Origin of the sequence: Kitasatospora albolonga (assembly GCA_002082585.1) — a bacterium.
GTDB lineage: Bacteria > Actinomycetota > Actinomycetes > Streptomycetales > Streptomycetaceae > Streptomyces > Streptomyces stephensoniae.
In genome coordinates this window covers 5,638,828-5,663,077 of the sequence record CP020563.1, presented here as the reverse complement: position 1 = coordinate 5,663,077, position 24,250 = coordinate 5,638,828, and the positions used below count along the sequence as shown (strand labels likewise).

At 71.0% G+C, this 24,250-nt stretch carries 20 protein-coding genes and 1 riboswitch; of the genes, 6 read left to right on the top strand and 14 right to left on the bottom strand.

Annotated features, from left to right (window positions below; genetic code table 11):
• Window positions 1-8 precede the first annotated feature (8 nt).
• The 3 genes from B7C62_25215 to B7C62_25205 form a co-directional block, all read right to left on the bottom strand.
• Entirely contained in the window at window positions 9-869 is an 861-nt protein-coding gene (locus tag B7C62_25215; GenBank protein ARF75174.1) for a sugar ABC transporter permease, read from the bottom strand.
• The gene (locus B7C62_25210; GenBank protein ARF75173.1) at window positions 866-1,873 is read right to left on the bottom strand and encodes a sugar ABC transporter permease; all 1,008 of its coding nucleotides are present in this window, start codon (window positions 1,871-1,873) and stop codon (window positions 866-868) included. Before B7C62_25210 ends, B7C62_25215 begins: the two co-directional genes overlap by 4 nt.
• Window positions 1,874-1,988: 115 nt before the next feature.
• Window positions 1,989-3,287, bottom strand: a complete 1,299-nt coding sequence (locus B7C62_25205) for a sugar transporter (GenBank protein ID ARF75172.1) — start codon at window positions 3,285-3,287, stop codon at window positions 1,989-1,991.
• A 280-nt stretch (window positions 3,288-3,567) separates the two neighbouring features.
• On the opposite strand from B7C62_25205, the gene B7C62_25200 reads away from it, so the two are divergent.
• Complete coding sequence (locus B7C62_25200; protein ID ARF75171.1) at window positions 3,568-4,332, top strand: GntR family transcriptional regulator; 765 nt, start codon at window positions 3,568-3,570, stop codon at window positions 4,330-4,332.
• A gap of 137 nt (window positions 4,333-4,469) precedes the next feature.
• Here B7C62_25200 and B7C62_25195 read toward each other — a convergent pair whose 3' ends face one another.
• From B7C62_25195 to B7C62_25145, 11 genes are read right to left on the bottom strand one after another with little or no spacing between them, the layout of a single operon-like run.
• Complete coding sequence (locus tag B7C62_25195) at window positions 4,470-5,480, bottom strand: aldo/keto reductase (protein ID ARF75170.1); 1,011 nt, start codon at window positions 5,478-5,480, stop codon at window positions 4,470-4,472.
• Window positions 5,481-5,482: 2 nt separating this feature from the next.
• A complete protein-coding gene (locus B7C62_25190) occupies window positions 5,483-6,538 on the bottom strand; it encodes an endonuclease (GenBank protein ID ARF75169.1) in 1,056 nt (351 codons plus the stop codon).
• The gene (locus B7C62_25185; protein ID ARF75168.1) at window positions 6,535-7,728 is read right to left on the bottom strand and encodes a glycosyl transferase; all 1,194 of its coding nucleotides are present in this window, start codon (window positions 7,726-7,728) and stop codon (window positions 6,535-6,537) included. Before B7C62_25185 ends, B7C62_25190 begins: the two co-directional genes overlap by 4 nt.
• Window positions 7,725-8,855 (bottom strand): endonuclease, encoded by a 1,131-nt coding sequence (locus B7C62_25180; GenBank protein ID ARF75167.1) that lies wholly within the window; start codon window positions 8,853-8,855, stop codon window positions 7,725-7,727. The genes B7C62_25185 and B7C62_25180 overlap by 4 nt, the downstream gene beginning before the upstream one ends.
• Complete coding sequence (locus B7C62_25175; protein ID ARF75166.1) at window positions 8,852-9,886, bottom strand: glycosyl transferase; 1,035 nt, start codon at window positions 9,884-9,886, stop codon at window positions 8,852-8,854. Before B7C62_25175 ends, B7C62_25180 begins: the two co-directional genes overlap by 4 nt.
• 38 nt (window positions 9,887-9,924) lie before the next feature.
• On the bottom strand, window positions 9,925-11,022 hold the full coding sequence (locus B7C62_25170) for a prenyltransferase (GenBank protein ID ARF75165.1): 1,098 nt from the start codon (window positions 11,020-11,022) through the stop codon (window positions 9,925-9,927).
• A gap of 18 nt (window positions 11,023-11,040) precedes the next feature.
• On the bottom strand, window positions 11,041-12,087 hold the full coding sequence (locus B7C62_25165; GenBank protein ARF75164.1) for an epimerase: 1,047 nt from the start codon (window positions 12,085-12,087) through the stop codon (window positions 11,041-11,043).
• Complete coding sequence (locus B7C62_25160; GenBank protein ARF75163.1) at window positions 12,075-13,565, bottom strand: aspartate aminotransferase family protein; 1,491 nt, start codon at window positions 13,563-13,565, stop codon at window positions 12,075-12,077. The genes B7C62_25165 and B7C62_25160 overlap by 13 nt, the downstream gene beginning before the upstream one ends.
• Window positions 13,562-14,785 (bottom strand): hypothetical protein, encoded by a 1,224-nt coding sequence (locus B7C62_25155; protein ID ARF75162.1) that lies wholly within the window; start codon window positions 14,783-14,785, stop codon window positions 13,562-13,564. Before B7C62_25155 ends, B7C62_25160 begins: the two co-directional genes overlap by 4 nt.
• Window positions 14,782-15,783, bottom strand: a complete 1,002-nt coding sequence (locus B7C62_25150) for a sugar transferase (GenBank protein ARF77367.1) — start codon at window positions 15,781-15,783, stop codon at window positions 14,782-14,784. Before B7C62_25150 ends, B7C62_25155 begins: the two co-directional genes overlap by 4 nt.
• Window positions 15,780-16,160: a hypothetical protein gene (locus B7C62_25145; GenBank protein ARF75161.1), complete on the bottom strand. Its 381-nt coding sequence runs from the start codon at window positions 16,158-16,160 to the stop codon at window positions 15,780-15,782. Before B7C62_25145 ends, B7C62_25150 begins: the two co-directional genes overlap by 4 nt.
• Before the next feature lie 517 nt (window positions 16,161-16,677).
• On the opposite strand from B7C62_25145, the gene B7C62_25140 reads away from it, so the two are divergent.
• The 5 genes from B7C62_25140 (at window position 16,678) to B7C62_25120 (ending at window position 24,196) form a co-directional block, all read left to right on the top strand.
• Complete coding sequence (locus tag B7C62_25140) at window positions 16,678-17,673, top strand: helix-turn-helix transcriptional regulator (GenBank protein ARF75160.1); 996 nt, start codon at window positions 16,678-16,680, stop codon at window positions 17,671-17,673.
• A 207-nt stretch (window positions 17,674-17,880) separates the two neighbouring features.
• Window positions 17,881-20,109 carry a carbon starvation protein A gene (locus B7C62_25135; protein ARF75159.1) on the top strand — a complete coding sequence of 743 codons (2,229 nt, stop codon included), beginning with the start codon at window positions 17,881-17,883 and terminating at the stop codon, window positions 20,107-20,109.
• Window positions 20,106-20,312: a hypothetical protein gene (locus B7C62_25130; protein ID ARF75158.1), complete on the top strand. Its 207-nt coding sequence runs from the start codon at window positions 20,106-20,108 to the stop codon at window positions 20,310-20,312. Before B7C62_25135 ends, B7C62_25130 begins: the two co-directional genes overlap by 4 nt.
• A gap of 180 nt (window positions 20,313-20,492) precedes the next feature.
• Window positions 20,493-20,628: riboswitch (cobalamin riboswitch) on the top strand.
• A gap of 134 nt (window positions 20,629-20,762) precedes the next feature.
• The gene (locus B7C62_25125; GenBank protein ID ARF75157.1) at window positions 20,763-23,177 is read left to right on the top strand and encodes a ribonucleoside-diphosphate reductase subunit alpha; all 2,415 of its coding nucleotides are present in this window, start codon (window positions 20,763-20,765) and stop codon (window positions 23,175-23,177) included.
• A complete protein-coding gene (locus B7C62_25120) occupies window positions 23,168-24,196 on the top strand; it encodes a ribonucleoside-diphosphate reductase (protein ARF75156.1) in 1,029 nt (342 codons plus the stop codon). Before B7C62_25125 ends, B7C62_25120 begins: the two co-directional genes overlap by 10 nt.
• Window positions 24,197-24,250: the final 54 nt, after the last annotated feature.

Sequence of the window (24,250 nt, the reverse complement as noted above, 5' to 3'; positions counted from 1 at the left end):
GGCCCGCACTATCCCTTCACAGCGCCGGAGGTGAGCCCCGCGGCCATCTTCTTCTGGATGATCATGAAGAAGATGACGACGGGCAGGGCGATCATGGTCGAGGCCGCCATGAGCGCGCCGTAGTCCGTTCCGCGCTCGGTGGTGAACGTCATCAGCCACACGTTGAGCGTGTACTTGGAGTTGTCGTTGATCAGGATGTACGCGAAGAGGTACTCGTTCCACGCGTTCACCAGGGCGAAGATCGACGCGGCGGCGAGCCCGGGGGCCAGCAGCGGGAAGATCACCTTGCGGAACGCCTGGAAGCGGGTGCAGCCGTCCACCATCGCGGACTCCTCCAGCTCCACCGGGATGTTCACGACGAAGCCGCGGATCATGATGGTGGCGAAGGGCAGCGTGGAGACCAGGTAGACGACGATCAGGCCCCAGTACTCGTCGATCCCGCCCATCGCGTTGAGCTGGGCGTAGATCGGGATGAGCATCGCCGTCGGCGGCAGCATCTGGACCAGGATCATGATCAGGAGCAGCGGCTTGCGGCCGAAGAAACGGAACCGGCCGATCGCGAGGGCCGCCAGCGTGGCGATGATCATGCCGCCGACCACCGCGGTGACCGCGACGATCAGGCTGGACTGGATGGCGGTGGCGAAGTTGGGCTGGTTGATCGCCCGTTCGAAGTTGTCGAAGGTGATCGACGAGGGCCACAGGGTCTGGTCGTAGCTGCGAATCTCCCGGTTGGGCCGCAGGGCGCTGATGACCAGCCAGTAGACCGGGAAGATCATGACCGCGGCGATACCGAGGCCGATGATGTCGAGGTGGAGCCGGCTCTTCTTGCGGTCGGGCCGCAGCGCCTGTGTCTCGGTCGTGCTGCTCATTCGACCTCTCCTGTCTTCATGAGCTGGCGCAGGTAGTACACGGCCACACCGGACAGCAGCAGCACCGTGATCAGGGCGATCGCGGAGCCCTGGCTGAAGGAGGTGGACTCGAACGCCTTGGAGTAGGAGTAGAGGCCGAGGGTTTCGTACTCCGGCTCGGGCTTGTTGCCGCGCAGCAGCCAGATCTGGCCGAAGACGTTGAAGTCCCAGATCACCGAGAGGGTGGCGACCATGGTGAAGACCGGCTTGATGACCGGCCAGGTGACGAACTTGTAGATGCCGTAGGCGCTGGCGCCGTCGAGCGCCGCGGCCTCCTCCAGCTCCTGGGGAACCTGGGTGAGGGCGGCGTACAGGGTGACGACCACGAACGGGATGGCGCCCCAGACGACCAGCAGGGTGATGATGCCGAAGCCCTGGACGGGGTTGACGTACCAGTTGTGTCCGAGCCAGTCCTCACCGACGACCTTGGCCACCAGGGTGTTGATCAGGCCGTAGTCGGAGTCGGCCATGAACCGGAAGATCGAGGCGGCGACCATCAGCGGCATCGACCAGGCGGCGATCAGGGCGACCGTCAGGACGAGCCGGACCCAGGTGGAGAGCTTGCGCATGAGCAGGGCGACGAGGAGCCCGATGCCCATGGTCAGGACCACACAGATGGCCATGAAGGCGACCGTGCGGAAGGTCACCCACCAGAACTCGGAGTCGCCGAGGATGTTGGTGAACTGCTCGAAGCCCACCCAGGGGGCGGGCTCTCCGGACCACAGTTCACGACGGCCCATGTCCTGGAAGGACATGATGACCGTCTTGCTCAGCGGGTAGAGGTAGACGGCGGCGATCGCCACGATCGCCGGGAGGATCAGGAAGTAGGGGAGGAGTTCGCCCTTCTTCCACTTCCTCTTCTGTGCCCGGGGGGTGCTGTCGTCGGCGGACGACTTCCCGGTCGGCTGCGGGTCGGGTGGTACGGGGACCGGCGGCCCGACGGCCTTGGTATCAGCGGCAGACACGTGGCTGACCTTCCATCGCGGGTCCGAGGCGGGCCCCGGAATTCACGGCGTTCACTGGCGAGAAGGGGGCGGGGGCCCGGCATGCCTGCCGGACCCCCGCCTGGCGACCGGAAGGTCAGGACTTCTTGTTGATCAGAGCGTTGACCTTGTCGTCGGCCTTCTTGGTGGCGTCGGCGACGGAGGAGCCCTTGAGGATCTCCAGGAGCAGGTTCTCCAGGATCTCCTCCTTCTCGATGGAGGCCCAGCCCGGGGCGATCGGCGTGAACCAGGCGTCCGGCACCGCGTTGGCGATGGCGGCCGTCTCCGGCTTGGCCTTCAGCGGCTCAAGCTGCTTCTCGTTGTTCGGGAGGATGTTCTTCGACGCGAGGACCTCCATGGACTTCGCGTTGGTGAAGAGGGAGATCCACTCCTCGCCGAGGTCCTGGACCTTGGACTTGGAGATCGTCGCGAGGTCCGAGCCGCCGATGAAGGACGGGAGGGCCTTGCCCTCGGGACCGGGCATACCGGCCGTGGCGATCTTGCCCTCGAGCTTCGGGTTGCCGTTCTCGCCACCCGTGACGCTGCCGGCCTCCCACGCCTGGCCGTAGATCACGGCGGCCTTCTCGTTGGCCATGACGTTGGCGTGGTCCTGCTCGTCCTTCAGCTGGTCGCCCTTGTTGTACTTCTTGACCAGGTTGATGAAGTGCTCGAGGCCCTTCTGCGCCTCCGGGGTGGAGAGCGTGGACTTCCACTCCTTGGCACCCTCGTCGTACTCGGCGATCTTGCCACCGTAGGCGGCGACGTAGGACATCGCGGCGTACCAGTAGCGGCCCGGCAGGTAGAGCGTGGAGGCGCGCTTGTCCTTCTTGCCGAGCTCGGCGGCGACCTTGTCCATCGCGGCGAGGAACTCGTCCTCGGTCTGCGGGAGGGCGTCGCTGCCGGTGCCGGCCTTCAGCATGTCCTGGTTGTAGACGGCCAGACGGGCACTGGCGTAGTAAGGAACGCAGTACGTCTTGCCCTCGAAGGAACAGGTGTCCTGAAGACCCTTGATCCAGGTGTCCGAGTTCTCGTACTTCTTGGGGTCGATTTCCCCGAGCGCACCATTCAGGATGTACTGCATGGTCTCGGTGTTGCCGAGTTCGACGACGTCCGGGAATTTGTCACCGGCGAGGGAGGTGTCAAGCTTCTTGACCTTGTCAGCCCACTGCTGGTACTGAACCTTGACCTTGACGTTCGGGTACTTCTTGTTGAACTCGGCGTTGACGTCCTTGACCAGCTCGGGCCAGGTCGACCGGGCCTCGCCCATGAGCCAGACGGTCAGGTTCTCCTTGCGGTCCTTCGGGTCCTGCGACGACGCCTTGTCGTCCGAACCACACGCCGCGACCGAAACCAACATGCCCGCGACACCGATAGCCGCGATGAGCTTGCGCTTCACGTCAAACCCTCCTCAGGGATGCTGCAACCCCACCCACCGCGAAGACTTTCGACGAGTTCTGCTGGGGCTGGGACCTGGTCTTTAATGGTTTAGACCAGTACCGGGAGCTTGGCCTAGACCTTTAGGGGTGTCAAGGGTGTATAAGAAGTGCACTCGCGTCCGTTATAGGACCGACACCTAAGGGAGGGCGACGACCCGTGACCGGACCGTGCCACCATGTGAGCCGCGACAGACGGAGGAGCCGGTGACGGCAGCAACGCAAGCGTCGGGAAGGCGGGCCATGGGTGCCGACGGGGGCAGTTCGGGGAGCGAGACCGGCAACGGTGCGCGCACCGCGCGCGTACCGAAGTACTACCGGCTCAAGCGGCATCTCCTCGACATGACCGACACCATGCCGCCGGGCACCCCGGTGCCGCCCGAACGCACCCTGGCGGCCGAGTTCGACACCTCGCGCACCACCGTGCGCCAGGCGCTCCAGGAGCTGGTCGTGGAGGGCCGGCTCGAACGCATCCAGGGCAAGGGGACCTTCGTCGCCAAGCCGAAGGTCTCCCAGGCGCTCCAGCTGACCTCGTACACCGAGGACATGCGCGCCCAGGGCCTTGAGCCGACGTCCCAGCTGCTCGACATCGGCTATGTCACGGCGGACGACACGCTCGCCGGGCTGCTGGACATCTCGACGGGCGGCCGGGTGCTGCGCATCGAGCGGCTGCGGCTCGCCAGCGGGGAGCCGATGGCGATCGAGACCACCCATCTTTCGGCCAAACGCTTCCCCGCGCTGCGCCGCTCGCTGGTGAAGTACACCTCGCTCTACACCGCGCTCGCCGAGGTGTACGACGTCCGCCTCGCCGAGGCCGAGGAGACCATCGAGACCTCGCTCGCCACCCCGCGCGAGGCCGGTCTGCTGGGGACGGACGTGGGGCTGCCGATGCTGATGCTCTCGCGCCATTCCATCGATGGCCAGGGCGAACCCGTGGAGTGGGTGCGTTCGGTGTACCGGGGCGACCGGTACAAGTTCGTGGCCCGCCTGAAGCGGCCGACCGACTGACGTACGGACCGACGTACTGAGGGACGGCGGAAACACCGACAGCCGGTGGCCCGGGGACGCACCCCCGGGCCACCGGCTGTTTCCGGTCAGGTCACCGGCCGGACCGCTGTCACATCACCGGCCGGACCGGTCCCGGGTCAGCGCAGCTCCGGGTCCGTCTCGATGACGCTGTACGGGTACGGGAGCACCTGCCCGCTCGCCTCGGTGAGGAGCTCCGCGTCGGCCGGGTCGAGGTCCAGGTCGGCGGCGCCGAGGTTGGTCTCCAGCTGCTCCAGGGTGCGGGCGCCCACGATCGGGGCCGTCACGCCCGGCCGGCCGAGCAGCCAGGCGAGGGCGAGGACGGGCACCGCGAGACCGGTGCGCCCGGACACCTCGTGCAGGGCGTCCAGCACCCGCCAGGTCCGCTCGTCACCCTCGTACGCGCTCCACGACTCGCCCCACCCGAGCCGCTCGGCGGTCTCCACCCGGGTGCCGGAGGGCGGTGCCGTCGTACCGCGCCGGATCGCGCCGCTCAGCCAGCCGCCGCGCAGGGGGCTCCACGGGATCACGCCGAGGCCCTCGTTGCGGCTGACCTCCATCAGCTCCCACTCGGCGGAGCGGTCCAGCAGGTTGTAGAGCGGCTGGAGAGCGGTGAACGGCTCCCAGCCGTGCGCCCGGCTCAGATCCACCGCCTTCTGGAGCTGCCAGCCGGAGAAGTTGCTCGCCCCGATGTAGCGGACCTTCCCGGAGGTGACCAGGGCGTCCAGCGTGGCGAGGGTCTCCTCCAGCGGGGTGCCCGGGTCCCAGGCGTGCACCTGGTAGAGGTCGATGTGGTCGGTGCCCAGGCGGCGCAGGCTCGCCTCCACCCCGGCGATCAGGTGGTTGCGGCCCAGTCCGCGGTCGTTGGGGCCCTCCCCGGTGCCGTACCGCACCTTGGTGGCGACCACGACGTCGTCGCGGCGCTGCCCCTTCAGCCAGCGCCCGAGGATCTCCTCGGAGGCTCCGGCGGAGTAGATGTCGGCGGTGTCGACGAACGTGCCGCCCGCCTCCGTGAAGCGGTCCAGCAGGGCGTGGCTGGTCCGCTCGTCGGCCTCGCGGCCGAAGGTCATGGCACCCAGGCAGAGTTCGCTGACCCTGAGGCCGGTCTTTCCGAGGTAGCGGTAGCGCATGGTCAGGTTCCTTCGCTGTGGAGTCGGGGTCGGAGTCGGGTGTCGGCGGGGGTCCGGGGGCCCGGTCCGGTGAGGGACACGGTCACCTCCTGGACGCTGTGGTCGGAGAGTCCGCGCGGATCGCGGAAGCGGTAGCTGTGCACCCGGGCGCCGGGGGTCGTGAGCACCCAGTCCAGGCGCCACCAGCGCAGTCCGGGGCGGGGCTGCCAGGAGGTGGGGCAGAGGCGTCCGGTCAGGGGTACGGCGTCGGCGCCCAGCCGGGCGATGTGCCGGGCGTCCCCGATCGCCGCCGTGGTGTTGAAGTCCCCCGCGATCAGGGCGGGATGGGGGCAGCCTGCCACATCGCGGGCGAGTCCGGCGTACTCCCGGGCCCGGTCCCCCGCCCGGGTGCGCACCGCGCGGTAGAACTCCGCGCGCAGCGGGCTGATGAGCCGCAGCTGCACCGGGATGTGGACGTTGAAGGTGGCCAGCCGCCCCCGGCCGCCGGGCAGTTCGAGGTCCACCCGCAGGGTCCGGCGGGCGGCGGTCTCCACGGTGGCGGCCACCGGCAGCCGGGAGAGGGTGATCAGCCCCCGGGCGATGACGGCCCGATGGCCGGGGAAGGTGGCGCGCAGCCGCCGTTCGTCGTCGATCAGGCGGTAGGTGCCGTCGAACTCGTCGTGGTGGTACTCCTGGAGGAGGTAGACGTCGGCGTCCAGTTCGCGCAGGAAGGCGTAGAACGGGTCGGGGTCGGTGGACTGGCACCAGTGCTGGGTGTTCCACGACACGACGCGTACGGTGCCCTCCTCGGGCGGCCGGGCCGGTCGGCGTACGAGTGCGCCGGGCACCAGGCCGCACTGGCGCGCCCCGAGCAGCAGCGCACCGCCCGCCACCGCCCCGGCGGCCCCGTCCCCCGCGGCCCAGGCGAGCACCAGCAGGGCGGCGGGGACGGCGGCGAACAGGGGCGGCGGGAGCAGCGAGGGCAGCAGCCACAGCCACCAGCGGCCGTTGAGGGCCAGGTGGGCGCCGAGGAAGACCGCCCAGGCCACCGCCGCCCACAGCACCGGCCCCCCGGTCACGCGGCGGCCCCGCGAACGGCTCCGGCCTCCTGGAAGAGGGCGTCGTACGCGTCGAGGCAGGCGTCCGTCCCGTACCGGGCCCTCGTGGCGCGCGCCCCCTCCGCGCGCCGCTCCGGCGGGAACGCGGCCACCTCCGTCAGGGCGGCGGCCAGGGCGTGGGCGTCGCCGGGCGGGAAGAGGCGCCCGAACCCGGTCTCGGAGACGGGCACCCGCATGCCCGGGGCGTCACTGGCGACGGAGGGGACACCGAGCATCATGGCCTCGGCCTGGGAGATGCCGAAGGACTCCTCGGCGACGGACGGCAGGGCGAAGGCGTCCAGCGAGGCGTAGAACTCCGGGACCCGGGCGTCGTCCAGGAAACCGGTGAAGCGGATACGGGTGTCGTCGCCGGCCCGGGTGCGCAGCGCCCCGACGACGCTGCCGCCCGCCACCTTGGAGTAGTCCCCCGCGATGAGCAGCCGGGCCTCGGGGTCGGGGAGCGTGCGGAAGGCGTCCACCAGGTGGTGCAGGCCCTTCTCGTGGGCGATCCGGCCGAGAAAGCCGACGTGGGGGCCCGCCGTCTCCCGGAAGGTGGCGGGGGCGGGTTCGCGCTGGCGGCAGGGCGGGGCGATGGCCAGGAGCGTGCGCCCGCGCATGAGGGGCCAGTGGCGGGAGTGCTCGGCGTGGTCCACGTTGTTGACGACGACGGCGGCCGAGCGGCGCAGGGCCGCGCCGACCGAGGCGTCGACCACCTTCACCTGGAGCGGGGCGAGCCTGCCGGGCGGCAGCCAGACGTCGTCGTGGTGGGTGCTCACCACGGGGGTGTTCCCGGCGAGCCGGGCGACGGCCCCGGCCTCCAGCATCGGCAGATGGATGTTGACCACCCGGGAGGCGCGGGCGACGCGTCCGGCGAGCGGGGCGAACCCGGGGCTGAGCACCCCGCGTCCGACCCGGGCCGCCACCGGGGCACGGAAGACCTCCACGCCGTTGACGGTCTCCCGCGCGGGGTGGGCCGGGTCGTGGCGGGAGGCGACGACGGCGACCCGGCGGCCCCGGGCGGCCAGCCCCTCGGCGACCGTGCGGGCCACCTCGGTGAGGCCGCTGGTGTAGGGGAGGTAGTAGGTGAGGACGATCGCCACGTCGAAGCGGGGCGGGGGCGCGGCGCGCCTGGTCGCGGCCGGGCCCTCTCGGTGGGCGGGGCGCCTGGTCATGGCCGGTCCTTCTCGGTGGGCGGGGCGGAGTTCGCGGGGGCGGGCAGGGAGAGGCGGAGGTCGATCAGCTTGTGGGTGGAGTGTTCGGCGGGCGGGTCCTCGATGGACTGCCGGTGCAGCCGGACGGAGGGCGAGACGAAGGCCCAGTCGAGCCGCCAGAGGGCGGGACCCCGGACCGGGAAGGTGGCCGGGTGGACCGGGCCCACGAGCCCGGCGGCGTCCCGGAGCCCGTCGAACCAGCGCAGGTCCCCGGTGCCGGGCAGCACGTTGAGGTCCCCGGCGAGGACCACGGGGTGCTCGTTGGCGTCCAGGTCCTCGCGCAGGGCCCGGAAGTGGATCTCCCGCCGGTCGGAGAGCTGCTTCACCGAGCGGTGGTAGGCGGGGGTGAGGGGGTTGCGGTCGACGTTCAGCAGGTCGGGCAGATGGGCGTTGTAGAGGGAGAGCGTCCGGCCGTCCACGTCGATGTCGGTGCGCAGGACGCGAATGTTCCAGTAGTCGGCCCAGGAGGTGTCCGGCGGGGCGAGCCCTTGGGGCCGCAACGCCCTTACGGAGGTGATGGGGTAGCGCGACAGGGTGAGGAACTCCCCCTCGGTGGCGAGGTGGTAGCCGGGGAACTCGGCCCGGAGCCTGGCCAGGTCGTCGATGGGCGCGGGTTCGTCGCCCCGGCGGTTCTGGTACTCCTGAAGGAGGTAGACGTCGGCGGAGTGGCTCTTCAGGTAGGCGTAGAAGTCGTCGGTGTCGCTGTCCTCGTCCCAGAAGAAGGTGTTCCAGTTGACCACCTTGAGGGCGTCGGCGGGCACGGCCGGCTGCCCGCGCAGCAGCGCCCCGGGGTGCAGCCCCGTCTGCCAGGAGCCGAGGAGCAGCGAGACCAGGGCGACGCCCACGGCGAGCCGTCTCCCCCGCCGGATCAGGGCGGCGAGGGCCAGCAGGGCGAGCGGGACAAGCAGATGGGCGACGGGCGGGGCGAGGCCGATGCCGTTCCACGCCCACCACCGCCCGCTGAGGACCGCGCGGGCGGCGACGAACAGCGCCCAGAGGAGGGCGACGGCGAGCAGGAGGCGGCCGGGCCACGCCCTGGGGGCGCCGCGCGTGCCCGGAGCGGCGTCGGGGTCGTGTACGTGGGTCACGTCGTGGCCCGTACGGCGGTGAGGTGCTCCCCCGGCTCGTACAGCCTGCGGAAGCGCCGGGAGGCCAGCCACTGGAGGACGCCGACGCCCGCGCCCGCCGCGATGACCGCGTTGACCACCGAGTGCACGAAGGCGAAGTAGGCGGTGAAGAGGGGGCCCCGGCGGCGCAGGACGAAGCGGTAGAGGGCGGTGTCGGCCAGCAGGGCGAGGGCGAGCAGGGCGGCGGGGAGCAGCAGCCAGGGCGCGGCGGCGAACCCCAGCGGCAGGGTCAGCACGGCGAGCAGGGCCGCGACGCTGGCACCGGCGCGGGGGCCGGTGGCGATGCCGCCGGGGAGGTCGCCCCGGCGCACGTACAGCGGGATGTGCAGCCGGGTGCGGTGGAAGACCTTGCGGAGCACGACCCGCCAGGTGTCGTCGTGGTCGTGGCGCCCGCGCACGGTGGTGGAGCTGTGGACCTCGTAGCTCCGGCAGATCCTGGCCGCGTAGTCGCCGTCCTCGGTGTGGCGCAGCCGGGGGTTGAAGGGCCCGATCTCGGCGAAGACATGGGCGGGCATGGCGCAGATCGCGGTGTGCAGGGTGCCGATGCGGCCCTCGGTCTCGGCGAGCCAGTAGTACTGGTGGAGGCAGCGGTACTCCTCGATCAGGCTGTCCCTGATGAGGGGTTCGGCGTCGTACGTGCCGCAGACGGCGCCGATCTTCGGGTCGGAGGTGAGCAGGGCGACCGCGTTGGCGATGGCGTCCGGTTCCATCGCCACGTCCGAGTCGACGAAGACGACGATCTCGCCCCGGGCGTGGGCGGCCCCGGTGTTGCGGGTGGTGGCGACCCCGCTGTTGACCCCGGTGGAGATGACCCGCACCCCGCACGCCTCGGCGACGGCGACCGAGTCGTCGGTGGAGCAGTCGTCGATCAGCAGCACTTCCATGGGGGCGTAGGTCTGGGCGAGCGCGGCGCGCAGGCAGAGCTCCAGGGCGCGGCCGTAGTTGTAGTTGGGGATGACGACGGAGACGAACGGTGTCTTCTTCTGGTTCATGGGGGCCGCACCTTCGGGCGGTCGGAGGAACTGGGTGGTCACAGTCGGGAGAGGAGGAGGGCTACGGAGACGAGCACGGCCCACAGCGTCGCGTTGACGAGCGTCGCGCGGTCCCGGAAGAGGACGTGGACCGGATTGGCGCCGCCCTCCTCCACCAGGAGGAGTTGCAGATAGCGGGCCAGCCCGAAGACGGCGCAGGGGGCGGAGAGCAGGGTGACGAAGGAGGCTCCGGCGGCGAGGGCGGCGTCGTCGCGGAGGTAGAGCACATAGGAGACGGCCGTCAGCACGGCGACCAGGACGACGAGGTGGTCCAGGAAGGCGAGCGTGTAGCCGCGCAGGGCGGGGCGGTGGGCACGTCCGGCCGCCGTCATCTCGTGCCGCCGTTTGCCGAGGGCCAGCATCAGGCAGAGCGCGAAGACGCAGAGCGCGAGCCATTCGGAGACCCGGCCGCCCACCAGCAGCGCGCCCTGGACGAGGCGCAGGACGAACCCGCTCGCCACGATGAACGCGTCCACCAGCGGTACGTGTTTGAGGCCCTGGCTGTACGCGACGGAGAGCACCAGGTAGAGCGCGGTGGGCCACCACTGCCAGGCGGGCCCGGCCACCGCCCAGCAGGTGAGCGAGGCGGCGATGAGGCCGGTCAGGACGGTGGCCGCGGTGGTGGAGACCCGGCCGGAGGCGATCGGGCGGTTCCGTTTGACCGGGTGCAGCCGGTCCCGGTCCCGGTCGGCGAGGTCGTTGACGACGTAGACGAGCGCGGAGGCCAGGGTGAAGCCGAGCACGGCCCACCCGATCCGCCCGAACGCGGCGGGGTGCCAGGGCCGGACGTCCAGCAGGGCGAGCGGTACCACGGCGAGGTTCTTCACCCACTGGCCGGGGCGTACGAGGGCGAGGAGGTCCCGGGCGAGGCCGCGGTGGGGGGCGGCGGGCTGCGGGGTGGTGGGGGGCGCGGCGGTCGCTGTCCCGGTGGCTTCCGGCACCGCGTTCGGCGGGGTGGGCTGCGGGGCGGTCGTGGGCAGGACGGGTTCCGGGGGCCCGGGCAGCGGGCCGGGGGTCGGCAGGACGGTGAGATCCGGGGGTTCGGGCGGTGCGGTCACCACGCGCATCGGCGCGGGTGAGGACCGGGTGATGTCCACGGCAGGGCTCCCGCGTCTTTAGAAGAAGACCTTGGCCAGGCCCAGCGCGCCCTGGCGCCACGGGTCCCGGCTGGTCCGGCCGGCCCCGGGAGCGGGTGCGCTGCCCTGCCGTTGGGTGCGCCACCAGGCGTATGTGCCGAGGATGGCGTCCTGGTTGGAGAGCTGCGGACGGAAGCCGAGCCGTTCGGTGGCGCGGCTGATGTCCACGTACGAGTCGTCCAGGAGCTTGAAGAGGAGCCGCCCGTAGACCGGGGAGAGCTTGGTGCGCTCCAGGAGGCGCAGGACGCCGAGCGCGGGCGCGGCGGGCAGCGGGACGACCCGCTTGCCGTGTCCGGCGGCGTCCAGGACGGCCTGGAAGTCCTCGCGCAGGGTGCCGAACTCGGCGGCGCCCAGGTTGTACACGTCGTTGGCGACCTCGGGTTCGGCGTGCAGGGCGAGCACCACCGCGTCCACCAGGTCGGCCATGCCGAACATCTGGATGCGGACGTCCCCCCGGCCCAGGACGGGGAAGTTGCGCCGCTCCTCGGCCCATTCGAAGAGCATCGCGAACAGGCCCATCCGGCCCGGCCCGAGGAAGGTCTTGGGGCGCAGCACCGGCAGGCACATCCCGCGCGCCCGGAACTCCTCGCAGACCTCCTCCGCCTCGGCCTTGGCCCTGCTGTACGGGTCGACGGGTTCGCGCGGGTGCTCCTCCGGGGTGGGGACCTGCTGGGGGAGCCCGTAGACGGCGGTGGAGGAGATGTGCACGACCCGGGGCACCCGGGCCCGGTGGGCGGCGCTCAGGACCGTACGGGTGCCGTCGACGGTGATCGAGCGGATCTGGTCCACGGGGTAGCTGGGCAGGGCGGCGGCGCAATGCACCAGCGCGTCGGCCCCGGCGAAGGCGCGGCCGAGCACCACGCCGTCCCGGATGTCGGCGACCACGTGCCGGGCGCCCGGGGGCGGGTGGGGGTCGTCGCGGAGGTCGATGCCGATGACGTCGTGCCCGTCGGCGGCGAGCCGGGCCACCAGGTGCGAGCCGAGCATTCCGGCCGCTCCGGTCACGGCGATGGTCAGGCGGCCCATCGGGACACCGCCTTGTCCTTCAGGAACGCGGCGAGGAGCCGGTTCATGCCCCGGGCGAGGGTCTTGTCGAAGGCGTCGAGGAAGATCTCCACCTCTTCGGGCCCGGCGACCAGGGAGGGCGCCGCGACGAGGGGGCTGCGCCCGTTGAGCGTGTAGTACATGTACACGTCGTGCTCCTGGTACATCGCGTTGACGACCGCGCAGGTGATGACCTTCGTCCGCAGAAGGGGGTCGCGCGCCAGCCCTCCGGGGGCGAGCTTGGCGGCGAGGTCGAGCATCCGGGGGCCGCCGTCGAGGAAGATCCCGTACAGCGCTCCGGCGCCCCGGACGTCCGCGATGATGTCGGGGTACTGCTTGCGCAACCGCTCCAGGCCCGGGGCGAGGACGCGTTCGATGGCGCGGGCGCGGGCCGGATAGTCGTCCTCCACCGCGATGTTGACGGCCTCCAGCGCGGTGGCGGTCTCCTCGCCGAAGCCGTAGTAGGTGGTGCTGGTCGACTGGAGCATCGCGTCGCCGAGGCTGTCGTACGCCTGGCGGAAGACGGGTTCGCGGGCGACGAAGGCGGAGATGGAGGACTTGCCGCCGCCGAACGACTTCGAGGTGGTCACGACGTCCGGGACGAGCCCGGGGTGGCGCATGAAGTGGAAGAGGCTGCCGGTCTTGCCCCAGCCGGTGTAGATCTCGTCGAAGATCAGCACGATGTCCTCGGCGGTGCACAGCTCCCGCAGCCCGCGCAGGAACTCCTCGGAGCACTCCGTCATGGTCGAGGCGGAGAAGGGTTCGATGAGGATCGCGTACACATCGCAGCGCCCCTTGGCGTCCCGGGCCGCCGCGACGCTCTCGCGCACGGAGTCGAGGTCGCCGTAGCGGAAGGCGGAGACTCCGGGGATGCCGGGGAAGGCGAAGGTGCTCTGGGCGCTGCCGGTGAGGCTGCCGGAGCCCAGCAGCTTGCCGTGGAAGCTGATGTCGGCGTGCAGGATCTGCTGCCGCTTGCCTCCGTGGTACTTGTACGCGAGTTTCACCGCGCCCTCGACCGCCTCCGCGCCCGAGTTGGGGAAGAACGACATGTTCAGGTCGCCGGGGAGGAGCTGGGCGAGGTTGTGGCCGAGGGCCGCGATGTAGGGCGAGAAGTAGGTCTTGTGCACCTCCATCCGGCGCTGCTCCTGGAAGCGGCGGCGGGCGGCGAGGATGCGGGGGTGGTTGTGGCCGTGGTTGAGGACGCCGACGCCCCCGGTGAAGTCGAGGACGCGGCGGCCGTCGCGGGTGTGTATCCAGGAGCCCTCGGCGTGGCTGACGAGCTCCCGGCCGAAGCCGAAGGACGTCATCAGGGAGACCTGGCTCTTGTTGACGTGCGACCGATAGAGGTCGTGCACCCGGCGCAGCGGCATCTCCTCGCACTCGTCCACGGTGATCAGCGGTGGCAGACCGGTGGCCGGGGGCGTGGTGTCGGAGGGCGGGGGTGTTGCGTCGGTGGTCATGCGGCTCCTTCCTGGAGCGCGGGTCGGGGTGTGGGGAGGGGGCCCGCGGCACGGGCCCAGAGCAGCGCTCCGCCGGTGGCGGCGACTTCGCTGATCACGCAGACCAGCCGACTGGCGATGACGGCGGCAGCGGCGGCGGAGAGCGGCATGACGGCGCTGAGGGGGGCGAGCAGGACGAGTTCGCGGGCGCCCCAGCCGTCGGGCAGGACGAAGGCGAGGCTTCCGGCGACGGTGGCGAGGGCGAAGCCGCCGACGCAGACGGGCAGGGAGAGCAGCGGCGGGGCGCCGAGGAGGACGGCGATGACCCACAGGTGGAGCCCGGAGACCGCCCAGGAGGCGCAGGCCCAGCCGATGGAGATCCGCAGGGCCCGGGGCGAGGACGGGGCGGACCGGTCGGGGCGCCGGGCCAGCCGCATGGTCCACGCGACCAGCCGGCCCACCCAGCCGGGCCGGGCCACGGCCGCGGCGGCGAGCAGGACGAGGGGGGCGAAGACCCAGGCGTGGGCGCCGAACACCGCCGGGGCGACCAGGAGTCCGGCGGCGGCGCCGGTGGTCATCCCGATGACGAGGCCGAGCCCGAAGGCCGCGATCATCCGCTCGGGGGCGATGCCGAGGGCCTTGCCGAGCTGGATGTGGGCGAGGACGCCCCAGATCCGGCCGGGGACGAACTTGCTGATGACGCCGATGAAGAAGATCCGCGCGATGTCGGAGGTACGGGCCTTCGGCCCACGGCCACCGCCCTCGCCCGCGCCGCCGTCCCCGGCTCCGCCGTCCACGACTCCGCGGTCCACGACGAGGACCCGCCAGGAGAGCATCGACAGGACGAGTCCGGCCGCGTTGGCGAGGAGGGCGGCCCCCAGGAGCAGTACGCCCCCGGGCCGTCCGGCCGCCTGCGCCACCTCCGTACCGGCACCGCGCAGCGCACCGCCCACGGCGAAGCAGGTGGCCGCGATCAGGACGAGGGCGGCGACCCACCGCAACAGCCGTGCCCGCCGGGACGGCCGTACGGGGGCGGCTCCGGGCACACCGTCACCCGGAGCGTTCGCGGGGCTGCCGTCACCCGGAACGGCTCCGGAGGCGCCGTCGCCCGGAGCGGCCTCAACGGCCCCAGTAGTCCCTATGGCCTCAGCAGCCCCGGTAGCCACACCAGCCCCACCAGTCCCACCGCTCCCGGCCGCACCCGCACCCCCCTCACCGATGTCCCGCGTAGCCGTACTCATGGCGCGACCACGGCCGACGGCCGGTCCCGGCGGCGTCGGACGGAGGGGCCGAAGCCCGGGTCCACCAGCCAGCGGACGCCCCCGTGGACCGCGCCGAGGACCAGGGCCAGGTGCACCGCGAAGTGCAGGGCGGTGAAGCGGAGGAGGAAGGGCCACCCCTCGCGGCGGGCCACGAAGCGGGAGAGCTCCACGTCCGCCAGGGCGAAGGCCAGCGCGCAGGCCAGGGGCACCGCGAGCAGCCAGGGCGTCAGCAGCGCGAGCGGGAGCGTGGCGGGGACCAGGGCGGCGGCCAGGACCCCGCGGGTGCGGTTGGCCCGGAGCCCGCCGCCCCGGCGGCGCTCGACGGCGGCGACCGGGACGAGCAGCTGGGAGCGGCGGTACTGCTCGGCGAGCATCGGGAGCAGCCGGTCCACGTCGTCGTGGCGGCCGGTCACCCGCTCGCTGAGGCGGATGCGGTGGGTGGCGGCGAGGCGGTCGCTGTACTCGACGTCCTCGGAGTCCCGCAGGTTCTCGTCGAAGGGCCCGGTGGCTTCGAAGACACGGCGTTCGATCGCGGCCAGGGCGAAGAAGGCGGTGCCGACGATCCCGGCGCTGCGGCGGCGCCAGAAGTGGGCGTGCAGGCAGTGGTAGACCTCCACCGGCCCGTCGTCGTAGAGCGGTTCGGGGTCGAGCACGCCGTGGACGCAGCCGGTCTCCGGGTCGGCGCCCAGCAGGGCGACCGCGTTCTCGATCGCGTCGGGGGCCAGCGCGATGTCGGAGTCGAGGAAGAACAGGACCTCGCCGCGCGACGCGGCGACGCCGAGGTTGCGGGCGGCGGAGACGCCCCCGTTGTCGGGGCGGGCCACCAGGACGCAGGGGAACTCCCGGGCGATGTCGCGGGAGGAGTCGGTGCTGGCGTCGTCCACGACCACCACGTCCAGCGGGCGCAGGGTCTGGGCGAAGACGGATTCCAGACAGGCCCGCAGGGTCTTCTCGTAGTTGTGGTTCGGGATGATCACGGACACGGTGGGGTGCTCCCGTGACATGGCGGGTCGGGTCCTTTCCGTTCGGGCAGTCGGTGCAGGTCCGGGCGGCCGAGGACCGCGAGGTGCCAGCCCCTGGCGCCGGGGTCGGCGGCCAGGGAGGCGAGGAGGAAGTCCAGGGCGGCCAGTTCGGCGTGGAGGGGGTCGGAGTCCTCCATGTAGAGCGCGGCGCGGACGGTCCGGCCGAGGTACGAGGCTGCGTACAGGTGGGCCGGGCCCGGACCGTCCGGGCCGGGGCACCGCGTCCTCGCTCCGGCGCCCGAGGCCCGCAGCCGCCCGGCCAGTTCACGGGCGGTCCAGGCGGCGGGCTCCGGGGGCTCGGCCCGCACCAGCAGCGCGGTCACCAGGTACACGGAGGAGGTTCTCTTCTCCCGGGGTCACCCCCAGGAGAAGCCGCTCCGGGTGGCGGGGACGGCCACGGCCAGGAGGACGGGGGCGAGGGCGCAGGCCAGGGCGATGCGGAGGGAGAGCGTACGGAAGGTCTGCATGCGGGGCTCCATCTCATCAACAGCGTGTGAATGTCTGGGCACGGCCTGAGCATGGCGTCGCGGCGGTCCGGGGGTCACGCCCTGCGGGTGGCCGGGAGTTACGGGCAGCAGGCTGCCAGCACCCGCCACCCCGCAAATGCCCCTGTCACCTGCGGCGACGCCGTACTGGCAGCCGGTGACCAGGCACCAAGAGGCCACACCTTCACCACTGGATGTCCACACTCCGGGCAGAATCCGGCCGGACCGTGTCCCGTATCCACCCCATGGACTTGGTCTATACCTATCCGCCCCCCGCGCTCTACACTCGCGCCCGGTGCCGATGAGGGGTCCCGGCCCGGCATCGGCGTTCAGGCGCGGCGTGACATCGGTGGGGGAGCCAGAGATGTTTCAGGTACTGGGGTTGGACGCGCGGACGGAGCTCGTGTACCGGCTCGTCCTGGAGGAACCGGAGCTGCGGCTCGACCAGATCGTCGCGCGGCTGGGCCGCAGCGAGCAGGACGTGCGCGACGCCCTGGACCGGCTCGCCGAACTCTGCCTGCTGGACAACCGCGACGACCGCTCCACCGACGGTGACCCGCCGGTCTTCCGCGCCCTGGACCCGGCCGCCAGCCTGCCGTTCCTGCTCTCCCGGCGGGAGGCGGAACTGGCGCGCCAGCAACGGGGCCTGGAGGTCGCCCGGGACGCGGTCTCCGCGCTCACGGCCCATCGCGGCCGGGGAGAGCGGCGCGGGTTCGACGTCATCAAGCGGCTGGAGGGGCTCGACGCCGTACGGGAACGGCTCACCGAACTCGCCGAGCTGGCCAGGACCGAGTGCCTCTCCCTGCTGCCCGGCGGAGCGCAGGCCCCCGACACCCTGGCGGCCAGCAAGCCGCTCGACCAGCAGGCCCTGGAGCGGGGCGTCCGTATCCGCTCGATCTACCAGGACAGCTTCCGCAACGACCCGGACACCCTGCGGTACGTGAACTGGATCGGCGGACTGGGCGCCGAGAGCCGTACGTTACCCACTCTGCCGCTCATCATGGTCGTGGTCGACAGCGAGGTGGCCCTCGTCCCGCTCGACCCCGAGAACGGCCGGGCCGGCGCGCTGGAGCTGCGCAGCAAGGGGGCCGTCCTGGTCGCCCGGCTGCTGTTCGAGAGGCTCTGGGCCGCCGCCACCCCGCTCGGCGCCCGGCCGCCCGTGGACAGCGACGGACTGACCCCGCAGGAGGGCGAGCTGCTCTCCCTCCTGGCGCAGGGCCACACGGACGCCACCGCTGCCCGCAGGCTGGGGGTCTCGCTGCGGACCGTCCGCCGGATGAACGCCGAGCTGACCGCCCGTATGGACGCCCGCAGCCGCTTCCAGGCCGGAGCGGAGGCGGCCCGCCGGGGCTGGATCTGACGCCCCGGGCTTTTGAATCCGCGTGAACCGACCCCTCTCCCCATCCGTGCCCCACCTATGGAGCAACAGCGGAACAACAGCGGTGCGGGGTCGCACAGCACCGGCCTTACCTGACCGGAATGCGGACAGGGGTTCCGGAGAGCGGCCACGAGCCCCTAGATTTCGCGCACGTTACGACACAGTGATCACGCGAGGGGACGGATCGTCATGCCGGAATCGCCCACACCAGCACCACCGGTTCCATCAGCACCGGGGCGCCGGACCCTGACCCCGAAGTCCATAGCGGTCTGGAGCCTGGTGGCCCTGGCCGGCGCCGCGGGCTGGGCCACCCTCGCGCTCTCGCGGGGTGAGGAGGTCTCCGCCGCCTGGATGCTGGCGGCGGCGCTGGGCTCGTACGCCATCGCGTACCGCTTCTACTCCCGGTTCATCGCCAACCGGGTACTGAAGGCGGACAAGAACCGCGCGACCCCGGCCGAACGGCTGGACAACGGTGTCGACTTCCACCCCACCGACCGCCGGGTCCTGTTCGGCCACCACTTCGCCGCCATCGCGGGGGCGGGTCCGCTGGTCGGCCCCGTGCTCGCCGCCCAGATGGGCTATCTGCCCGGCACGATCTGGCTGGTCGTCGGCGTCATCTTCGCCGGGGCCGTCCAGGACATGGTGACGCTGTTCTTCTCGACCCGCCGCAACGGCCGTTCGCTCGGCCAGATGGCGCGCGACGAGATCGGGCCGGTCGGCGGGATCGCCGCCCTGGTCGCCGTCTTCATCATCATGATCATCCTGCTCGCGGTCCTCGCGCTGGTCATCGTGAACGCGCTGGCCCACTCTCCGTGGGGCGTCTTCTCCATTGGTATGACGATCCCGATCGCCCTCTTTATGGGCGTCTATCTGCGCATCCTGCGGCCCGGCAGGGTCAGCGAGGTTTCCTTCATCGGCGTCGCGCTGCTGCTGCTCGCGATCGTCGCGGGCGGCTGGGTCGCCGAGTCGTCGTGGGCGGACTTCTTCACGCTGGAGCCGGGCACGCTGGTCATCTGGATGATCGTGTACGGGTTCCTCGCCTCAGTGCTGCCCGTGTGGCTGCTGCTGGCCCCGCGCGACTACCTCTCCACCTTCATGAAGATCGGCACGATCGTCCTGCTGGCCCTCGGCGTGGTCGTCGCCCTGCCGACGCTGAAGATGCCCGCCGTCACCGACTTCGCCTCCAGCGGATCGGGCCCGGTCTTCGCCGGTTCGATGTTCCCGTTCGTCTTCATCACCATCGCCTGCGGCGCGCTCTCCGGCTTCCACTCCCTGGTCTCCTCGGGCACCACCCCGAAGATGGTCCAGAAGGAGACGCAGATCCGGGTGATCGGCTATGGCGCGATGCTGGTCGAGTCGTTCGTGGCGATCATGGCGATGATCGCGGCCTGCATCATCGACCCCGGTCTCTACTTCGCCATCAACGCGCCCGTCGGCGTGATCGGTGACAGCGTCCAGTCCGCCTCCGAGGCCGTCGCCAACTTCGGCTTCACCATCACCCCCGACGCCCTGGCCCAGGCCGCGAAGGACGTCGAGGAGGCGAGCCTCCTCTCCCGGACGGGTGGCGCGCCCACGTTCGCGCTCGGCATGGCGGAGATCTTCTCCGCGGTGATCGGCGGGACCGCGATGAAGGCGTTCTGGTACCACTTCGCCATCATGTTCGAGGCCCTCTTCATCCTCACCACCGTGGACGCGGGCACCCGGGTCGGCCGCTTCATGCTCCAGGACATGCTGGGCAACGCCTACAAGCCGTTCCGCGAGGTCAGCTGGAAGCCGGGCGTCTGGTTCGCCAGTGCCGTCGTGGTCGGCGGCTGGGGCTACTTCCTCTGGGTCGGGGTGCACGACCCGCTGGGCGGCATCAACCAGCTCTTCCCGCTCTTCGGCATCGCCAACCAGCTGCTGGCCGCCGTCGCGCTCGCCGTCTGCACCACGCTGCTGGTGAAGTCGGGGCGGCTGAAGTGGGCCTGGGTCACCGCCGTACCGCTCGCCTGGGACGTGGCGGTCACCCTCACCGCGAGCTGGCAGAAGATCTTCTCCCCGGACGTGAAGGTCGGCTTCTTCGCCCAGCGCGACAAGTACCAGGCGGGCATCGACGCGGGCGAGGTGCTGGCACCGGCCAAGTCCATGGACGACATGCGGACGATCGTCACCAACTCCACCGTCGACGGGGTGCTGTGCGCGGTCTTCGCGCTCCTCATCATCGTCGTGCTCGTGGACGCGGGCCGGGTCTGCTACAAGGCCATCCGCGACCCGGAGAGCGTCAAGCTCCACGAGACGCCCTTCGTGCAGTCGAAGTTCGTCGCCCCGGCCTCGCTCATCGCGACCAAGGAGGAGAAGGCCGAACTGGCCGCCGCCGGAGTCGGCCCCGAGGGCGGCCTCCGCAAGGAGGAGACCGCGGGGACGGGGAGCCGGTCATGACCGTCGCCGACGACGTACGGCGGGTGGCCGGACGCGTCCGCTGGTACGTCCGTGAGCTGACCGGCGAGTCGACGTACGACCGCTATGTGGCGCACGCCAGGTCCCACGATCCGGACACGCCGGTAATGAGCCGCCGCGCCTTCGAACGCAGCCGCACGGACGCCCGCGAGGCGGACCCCCGCGAGGGCTTCCGCTGCTGCTGACCACCACCGGCCGATCGGGGCCGTCGCACCCCTTCCAGGGGCGCGGCGGCCCCTTTTCGCACCCTCGCCCAGCCCCCTCCGCACCCCGCGGACCCGGAAGAAAGCAGGGCGAAGAAGCCAGACCGTCATACCGACATCTGTTCACGCCGACACAACATGTGGGGGCTTCCTCATCGAGCGCCCCCCACATGTATGCTCGACCTCGCTGTCGCCGCAGGGGAATCCGGTGCGAATCCGGAACTGTCCCGCAACGGTGTGATCAGTGTGCTTTTGCACACCCGAAGTCCGAAGACCTGTCGACAGTACGTCCGGCTCGACCGAACCGGACGGCAGACGTCCGGGCCTCGCGGATGGGCCGGTGGACGCCGTGAGCAGTGCTGCCCCTGTGGGCACCGCGCTGCCCGGCTTCCCCGCTCGCCGCCGGCCCCCAGCCGAGCGAGGGAAAGCCCAGTGACCATCGCGCCCGCCGATCCGGTTTCAGCCACCGAATCCGCTGCCTCCACCACGTCCGGAGCAGGCACGACCGACGGACCCGGGACCGCCCTGCTGCGGACCCTGACCGACCTCACCGTCGATCTGCCCGACACCGACCCCGGACGGGTCGCCGCCTCCGCGCTGCGCGGGCGCAACGCCCGCTCCGACGAGGCCGAGCTGCGCTCGCTGGCCACCGAGGCGGCCGCGGGCCTGATCTCCGAGGACCCGGCGTACTCCAAACTCGCCGCCCGGCTGCTGACCCGTACGATCGCCGACGAGGCCGCGAGCCAGGGCGCGACGCATTTCTCCGCCTCGGTCGCGGTGGGCCACCGCGAGGGCCTGATCGCCGACCGCACCGCCGCTTTCGTGGAGCTGCACGCAAAGGCGCTGGACGAGCTGGTGGAGCGGACGCTGGCCGAGGGCGCGGACGACCGCTTCGGCTACTTCGGTCTCCGTACGCTGCACAGCCGTTACCTGCTGCGCCACCCGATCACCCGTCAGGTCATCGAGACCCCGCAGCACTTCATGCTGCGCGTGGCCGCCGGTCTGGCCGAGGACGAGTCGGCGCGGGCACTGGAGGAGGTCGCCGCGCTCTACGGGCTGATGAGCAAGCTGGACTACCTCCCCTCCTCCCCCACGCTCTTCAACTCCGGCACCCGGCACCCGCAGATGTCCTCCTGCTACCTGCTGGACTCGCCCAAGGACGAGCTGGACTCGATCTACGACCGCTACCACCAGGTGGCGCGCCTCTCGAAGCACGCGGGCGGTATCGGCCTCTCCTACTCCCGTATCCGCGCCCGGGGTTCGCTGATCCGGGGCACCAACGGGCACTCCAACGGCATCGTGCCGTTCCTCAAGACGCTGGACGCCTCGGTGGCGGCGGTGAACCAGGGCGGTCGGCGCAAGGGCGCGGCGGCGGTCTACCTGGAGACCTGGCACGCGGACATCGAGGAGTTCCTGGAGCTCCGCGACAACACGGGTGAGGACCAGCGGCGTACGCACAACCTGAATCTGGCGCACTGGATTCCGGACGAGTTCATGCGCCGGGTCGACGCGGACACCGAGTGGTCGCTGTTCTCCCCCGCCGAGGTCCCCGAGCTGGTCGACCTGTGGGGCGACGAGTTCGACGCCGCCTACCGCGCGGCCGAGGCCAAGGGCCTGGCCCGCAAGACGATGCCGGCGCGTGAGCTGTACGGCCGGATGATGCGGACCCTCGCGCAGACCGGCCAGGGCTGGATGACGTTCAAGGACGCCTCCAACCGGACCGCGAACCAGACCGCCGAGCCGGGCCGGGTCGTGCACTCGTCGAACCTGTGCACGGAGATCCTTGAGGTCACCAACGACGGCGAGACGGCCGTCTGCAACCTGGGCTCGGTCAACCTGGGCGCGTTCGTGGCGAACGGCTCGATCGACTGGGACCGCCTGGACTCCACGGTCCGCACCGCGGTCACCTTCCTCGACCGGGTGGTGGACATCAACTTCTACCCGACCGAGCAGGCCGGGAACTCCAACTCCCGCTGGCGGCCGGTCGGCCTGGGCGCGATGGGCCTCCAGGACGTCTTCTTCCAGCTGCGCCTGCCCTTCGACTCGCCCGAGGCGCGCGCGCTCTCCACGAAGATCTCCGAGCGGATCATGCTCGCCGCGTACGAGGCGTCCTGCGACCTCGCCGAGCGTTCGGGCCCGCTGCCCGCGTGGTCGGAGACGCGGGCGGCGCGCGGTGTGCTGCACCCCGACCACTACGACACCGAGCTGAACTGGCCGGAGCGCTGGGACGCGCTGCGCGCCCGGGTCGCGAAGACCGGTATGCGCAACTCGCTGCTGCTCGCCATCGCGCCGACCGCCACGATCGCCTCGATCGCCGGTGTGTACGAGTGCATCGAGCCGCAGGTCTCCAACCTGTTCAAGCGCGAGACGCTCAGCGGTGAGTTCCTCCAGGTCAACGGCTACCTGGTGGACGAGCTGAAGAAGCTCGGCGTGTGGGACGCCCGTACCCGTGAGGCACTGCGCGAGGCCAGCGGCTCGGTGCAGGGCTTCGCCTGGATTCCCGAGGACGTGCGGGCGCTGTACCGCACGGCGTGGGAGATCCCGCAGCGCGGCCTGATCGACATGGCGGCGGCCCGTACGCCGTTCCTCGACCAGAGCCAGTCGCTCAACCTGTTCCTGGAGACGCCGACGATCGGCAAGCTCTCCTCGATGTACGCGTACGCCTGGAAGCAGGGGCTGAAGACGACGTACTACCTCCGTTCGCGCCCGGCGACCCGGATCGCCCGTGCCGCCTCCGGAGCCGCGTCGGCCGCCGCCCCCATTCCCGTACAGCAGGCGACGGCTCCCGACGCGGACGCCATCGCCTGCTCCCTGGAAAACCCTGAGTCCTGCGAGGCATGCCAGTAATGAGCACCACGAACGAAGAGAAGAACCTGCTCGACCCGGGATTCGAGCTGACCCTGCGTCCCATGCGCTACCCGGACTTCTACGAGCGCTACCGGGACGCGATCAAGAACACCTGGACCGTCGAGGAGGTCGACCTCCACTCGGACGTCGCCGACCTCGCGAAGCTGTCGCCGGGTGAGCAGCACATGATCGGCCGCCTGGTCGCCTTCTTCGCGACCGGTGACTCGATCGTCTCGAACAACCTCGTGCTGACGCTGTACAAGCACATCAACTCCCCCGAGGCGCGGCTGTACCTGTCGCGGCAGCTGTTCGAGGAGGCCGTGCACGTCCAGTTCTATCTGACGCTGCTGGACACCTACCTGCCCGACCCGGACGACCGGGCGGCGGCGTTCGACGCGGTCGAGGAGATCCCCTCGATCCGTGAGAAGGCCCAGTTCTGCTTCAAGTGGATGGACTCGGTCGAGAAGATCGAGCGCCTGGAGACGAAGGCCGACCGCCGCCGCTTCCTGCTGAACCTGATCTGCTTCGCGGCCTGCATCGAGGGGCTGTTCTTCTACGGCGCCTTCGCCTACGTGTACTGGTTCCGCTCGCGCGGCCTGCTGCACGGCCTCGCCACGGGCACCAACTGGGTGTTCCGTGACGAGACGATGCACATGAACTTCGCGTTCGAGGTCGTGGACACCGTCCGCAAGGAGGAGCCGGACCTCTTCGACGACGAGCTCCAGCAGCAGGTCACCGACATGCTGAAGGAGGCCGTCGAGGCGGAGCTCCAGTTCGGCCGCGACCTGTGCGGCGAGGGCCTGCCGGGCATGAACACGGAGTCGATGCGCCAGTACCTGGAGTGCGTCGCCGACCAGCGGCTCGCTCGCCTGGGCTTCCCGACGGTGTACGGCTCCGAGAACCCGTTCTCGTTCATGGAGCTCCAGGGCGTCCAGGAGCTGACGAACTTCTTCGAGCGCCGCCCGTCCGCGTACCAGGTGGCGGTGGAGGGCTCGGTCGGGTTCGACGACGACTTCTAGGCCCGTCGGCTCTGCTTGAGCAGCCTGTTCCACTTCCACGACAGCGCCGCCCAC

Excerpts from the sequence above, each read along its gene's own strand:
- B7C62_25165 (ARF75164.1), bottom strand. The coding sequence starts at position 12,087 with ATGGGCCGCCTGACCATCGCCGTGACCGGAGCGGCCGGAATGCTCGGC.
- B7C62_25185 (ARF75168.1), bottom strand. The coding sequence starts at position 7,728 with ATGACCAGGCGCCCCGCCCACCGAGAGGGCCCGGCCGCGACCAGGCGC.
- B7C62_25135 (ARF75159.1), top strand. The coding sequence starts at position 17,881 with ATGCCGGAATCGCCCACACCAGCACCACCGGTTCCATCAGCACCGGGG.
- B7C62_25140 (ARF75160.1), top strand. The coding sequence starts at position 16,678 with ATGTTTCAGGTACTGGGGTTGGACGCGCGGACGGAGCTCGTGTACCGG.
- B7C62_25130 (ARF75158.1), top strand. The coding sequence starts at position 20,106 with ATGACCGTCGCCGACGACGTACGGCGGGTGGCCGGACGCGTCCGCTGG.
- B7C62_25215 (ARF75174.1), bottom strand. The coding sequence starts at position 869 with ATGAGCAGCACGACCGAGACACAGGCGCTGCGGCCCGACCGCAAGAAG.
- B7C62_25120 (ARF75156.1), top strand. The coding sequence starts at position 23,168 with ATGCCAGTAATGAGCACCACGAACGAAGAGAAGAACCTGCTCGACCCG.
- B7C62_25175 (ARF75166.1), bottom strand. The coding sequence starts at position 9,886 with ATGAACCAGAAGAAGACACCGTTCGTCTCCGTCGTCATCCCCAACTAC.
- B7C62_25200 (ARF75171.1), top strand. The coding sequence starts at position 3,568 with ATGGGTGCCGACGGGGGCAGTTCGGGGAGCGAGACCGGCAACGGTGCG.
- B7C62_25155 (ARF75162.1), bottom strand. The coding sequence starts at position 14,785 with ATGAGTACGGCTACGCGGGACATCGGTGAGGGGGGTGCGGGTGCGGCC.
- B7C62_25160 (ARF75163.1), bottom strand. The coding sequence starts at position 13,565 with ATGACCACCGACGCAACACCCCCGCCCTCCGACACCACGCCCCCGGCC.
- B7C62_25195 (ARF75170.1), bottom strand. The coding sequence starts at position 5,480 with ATGCGCTACCGCTACCTCGGAAAGACCGGCCTCAGGGTCAGCGAACTC.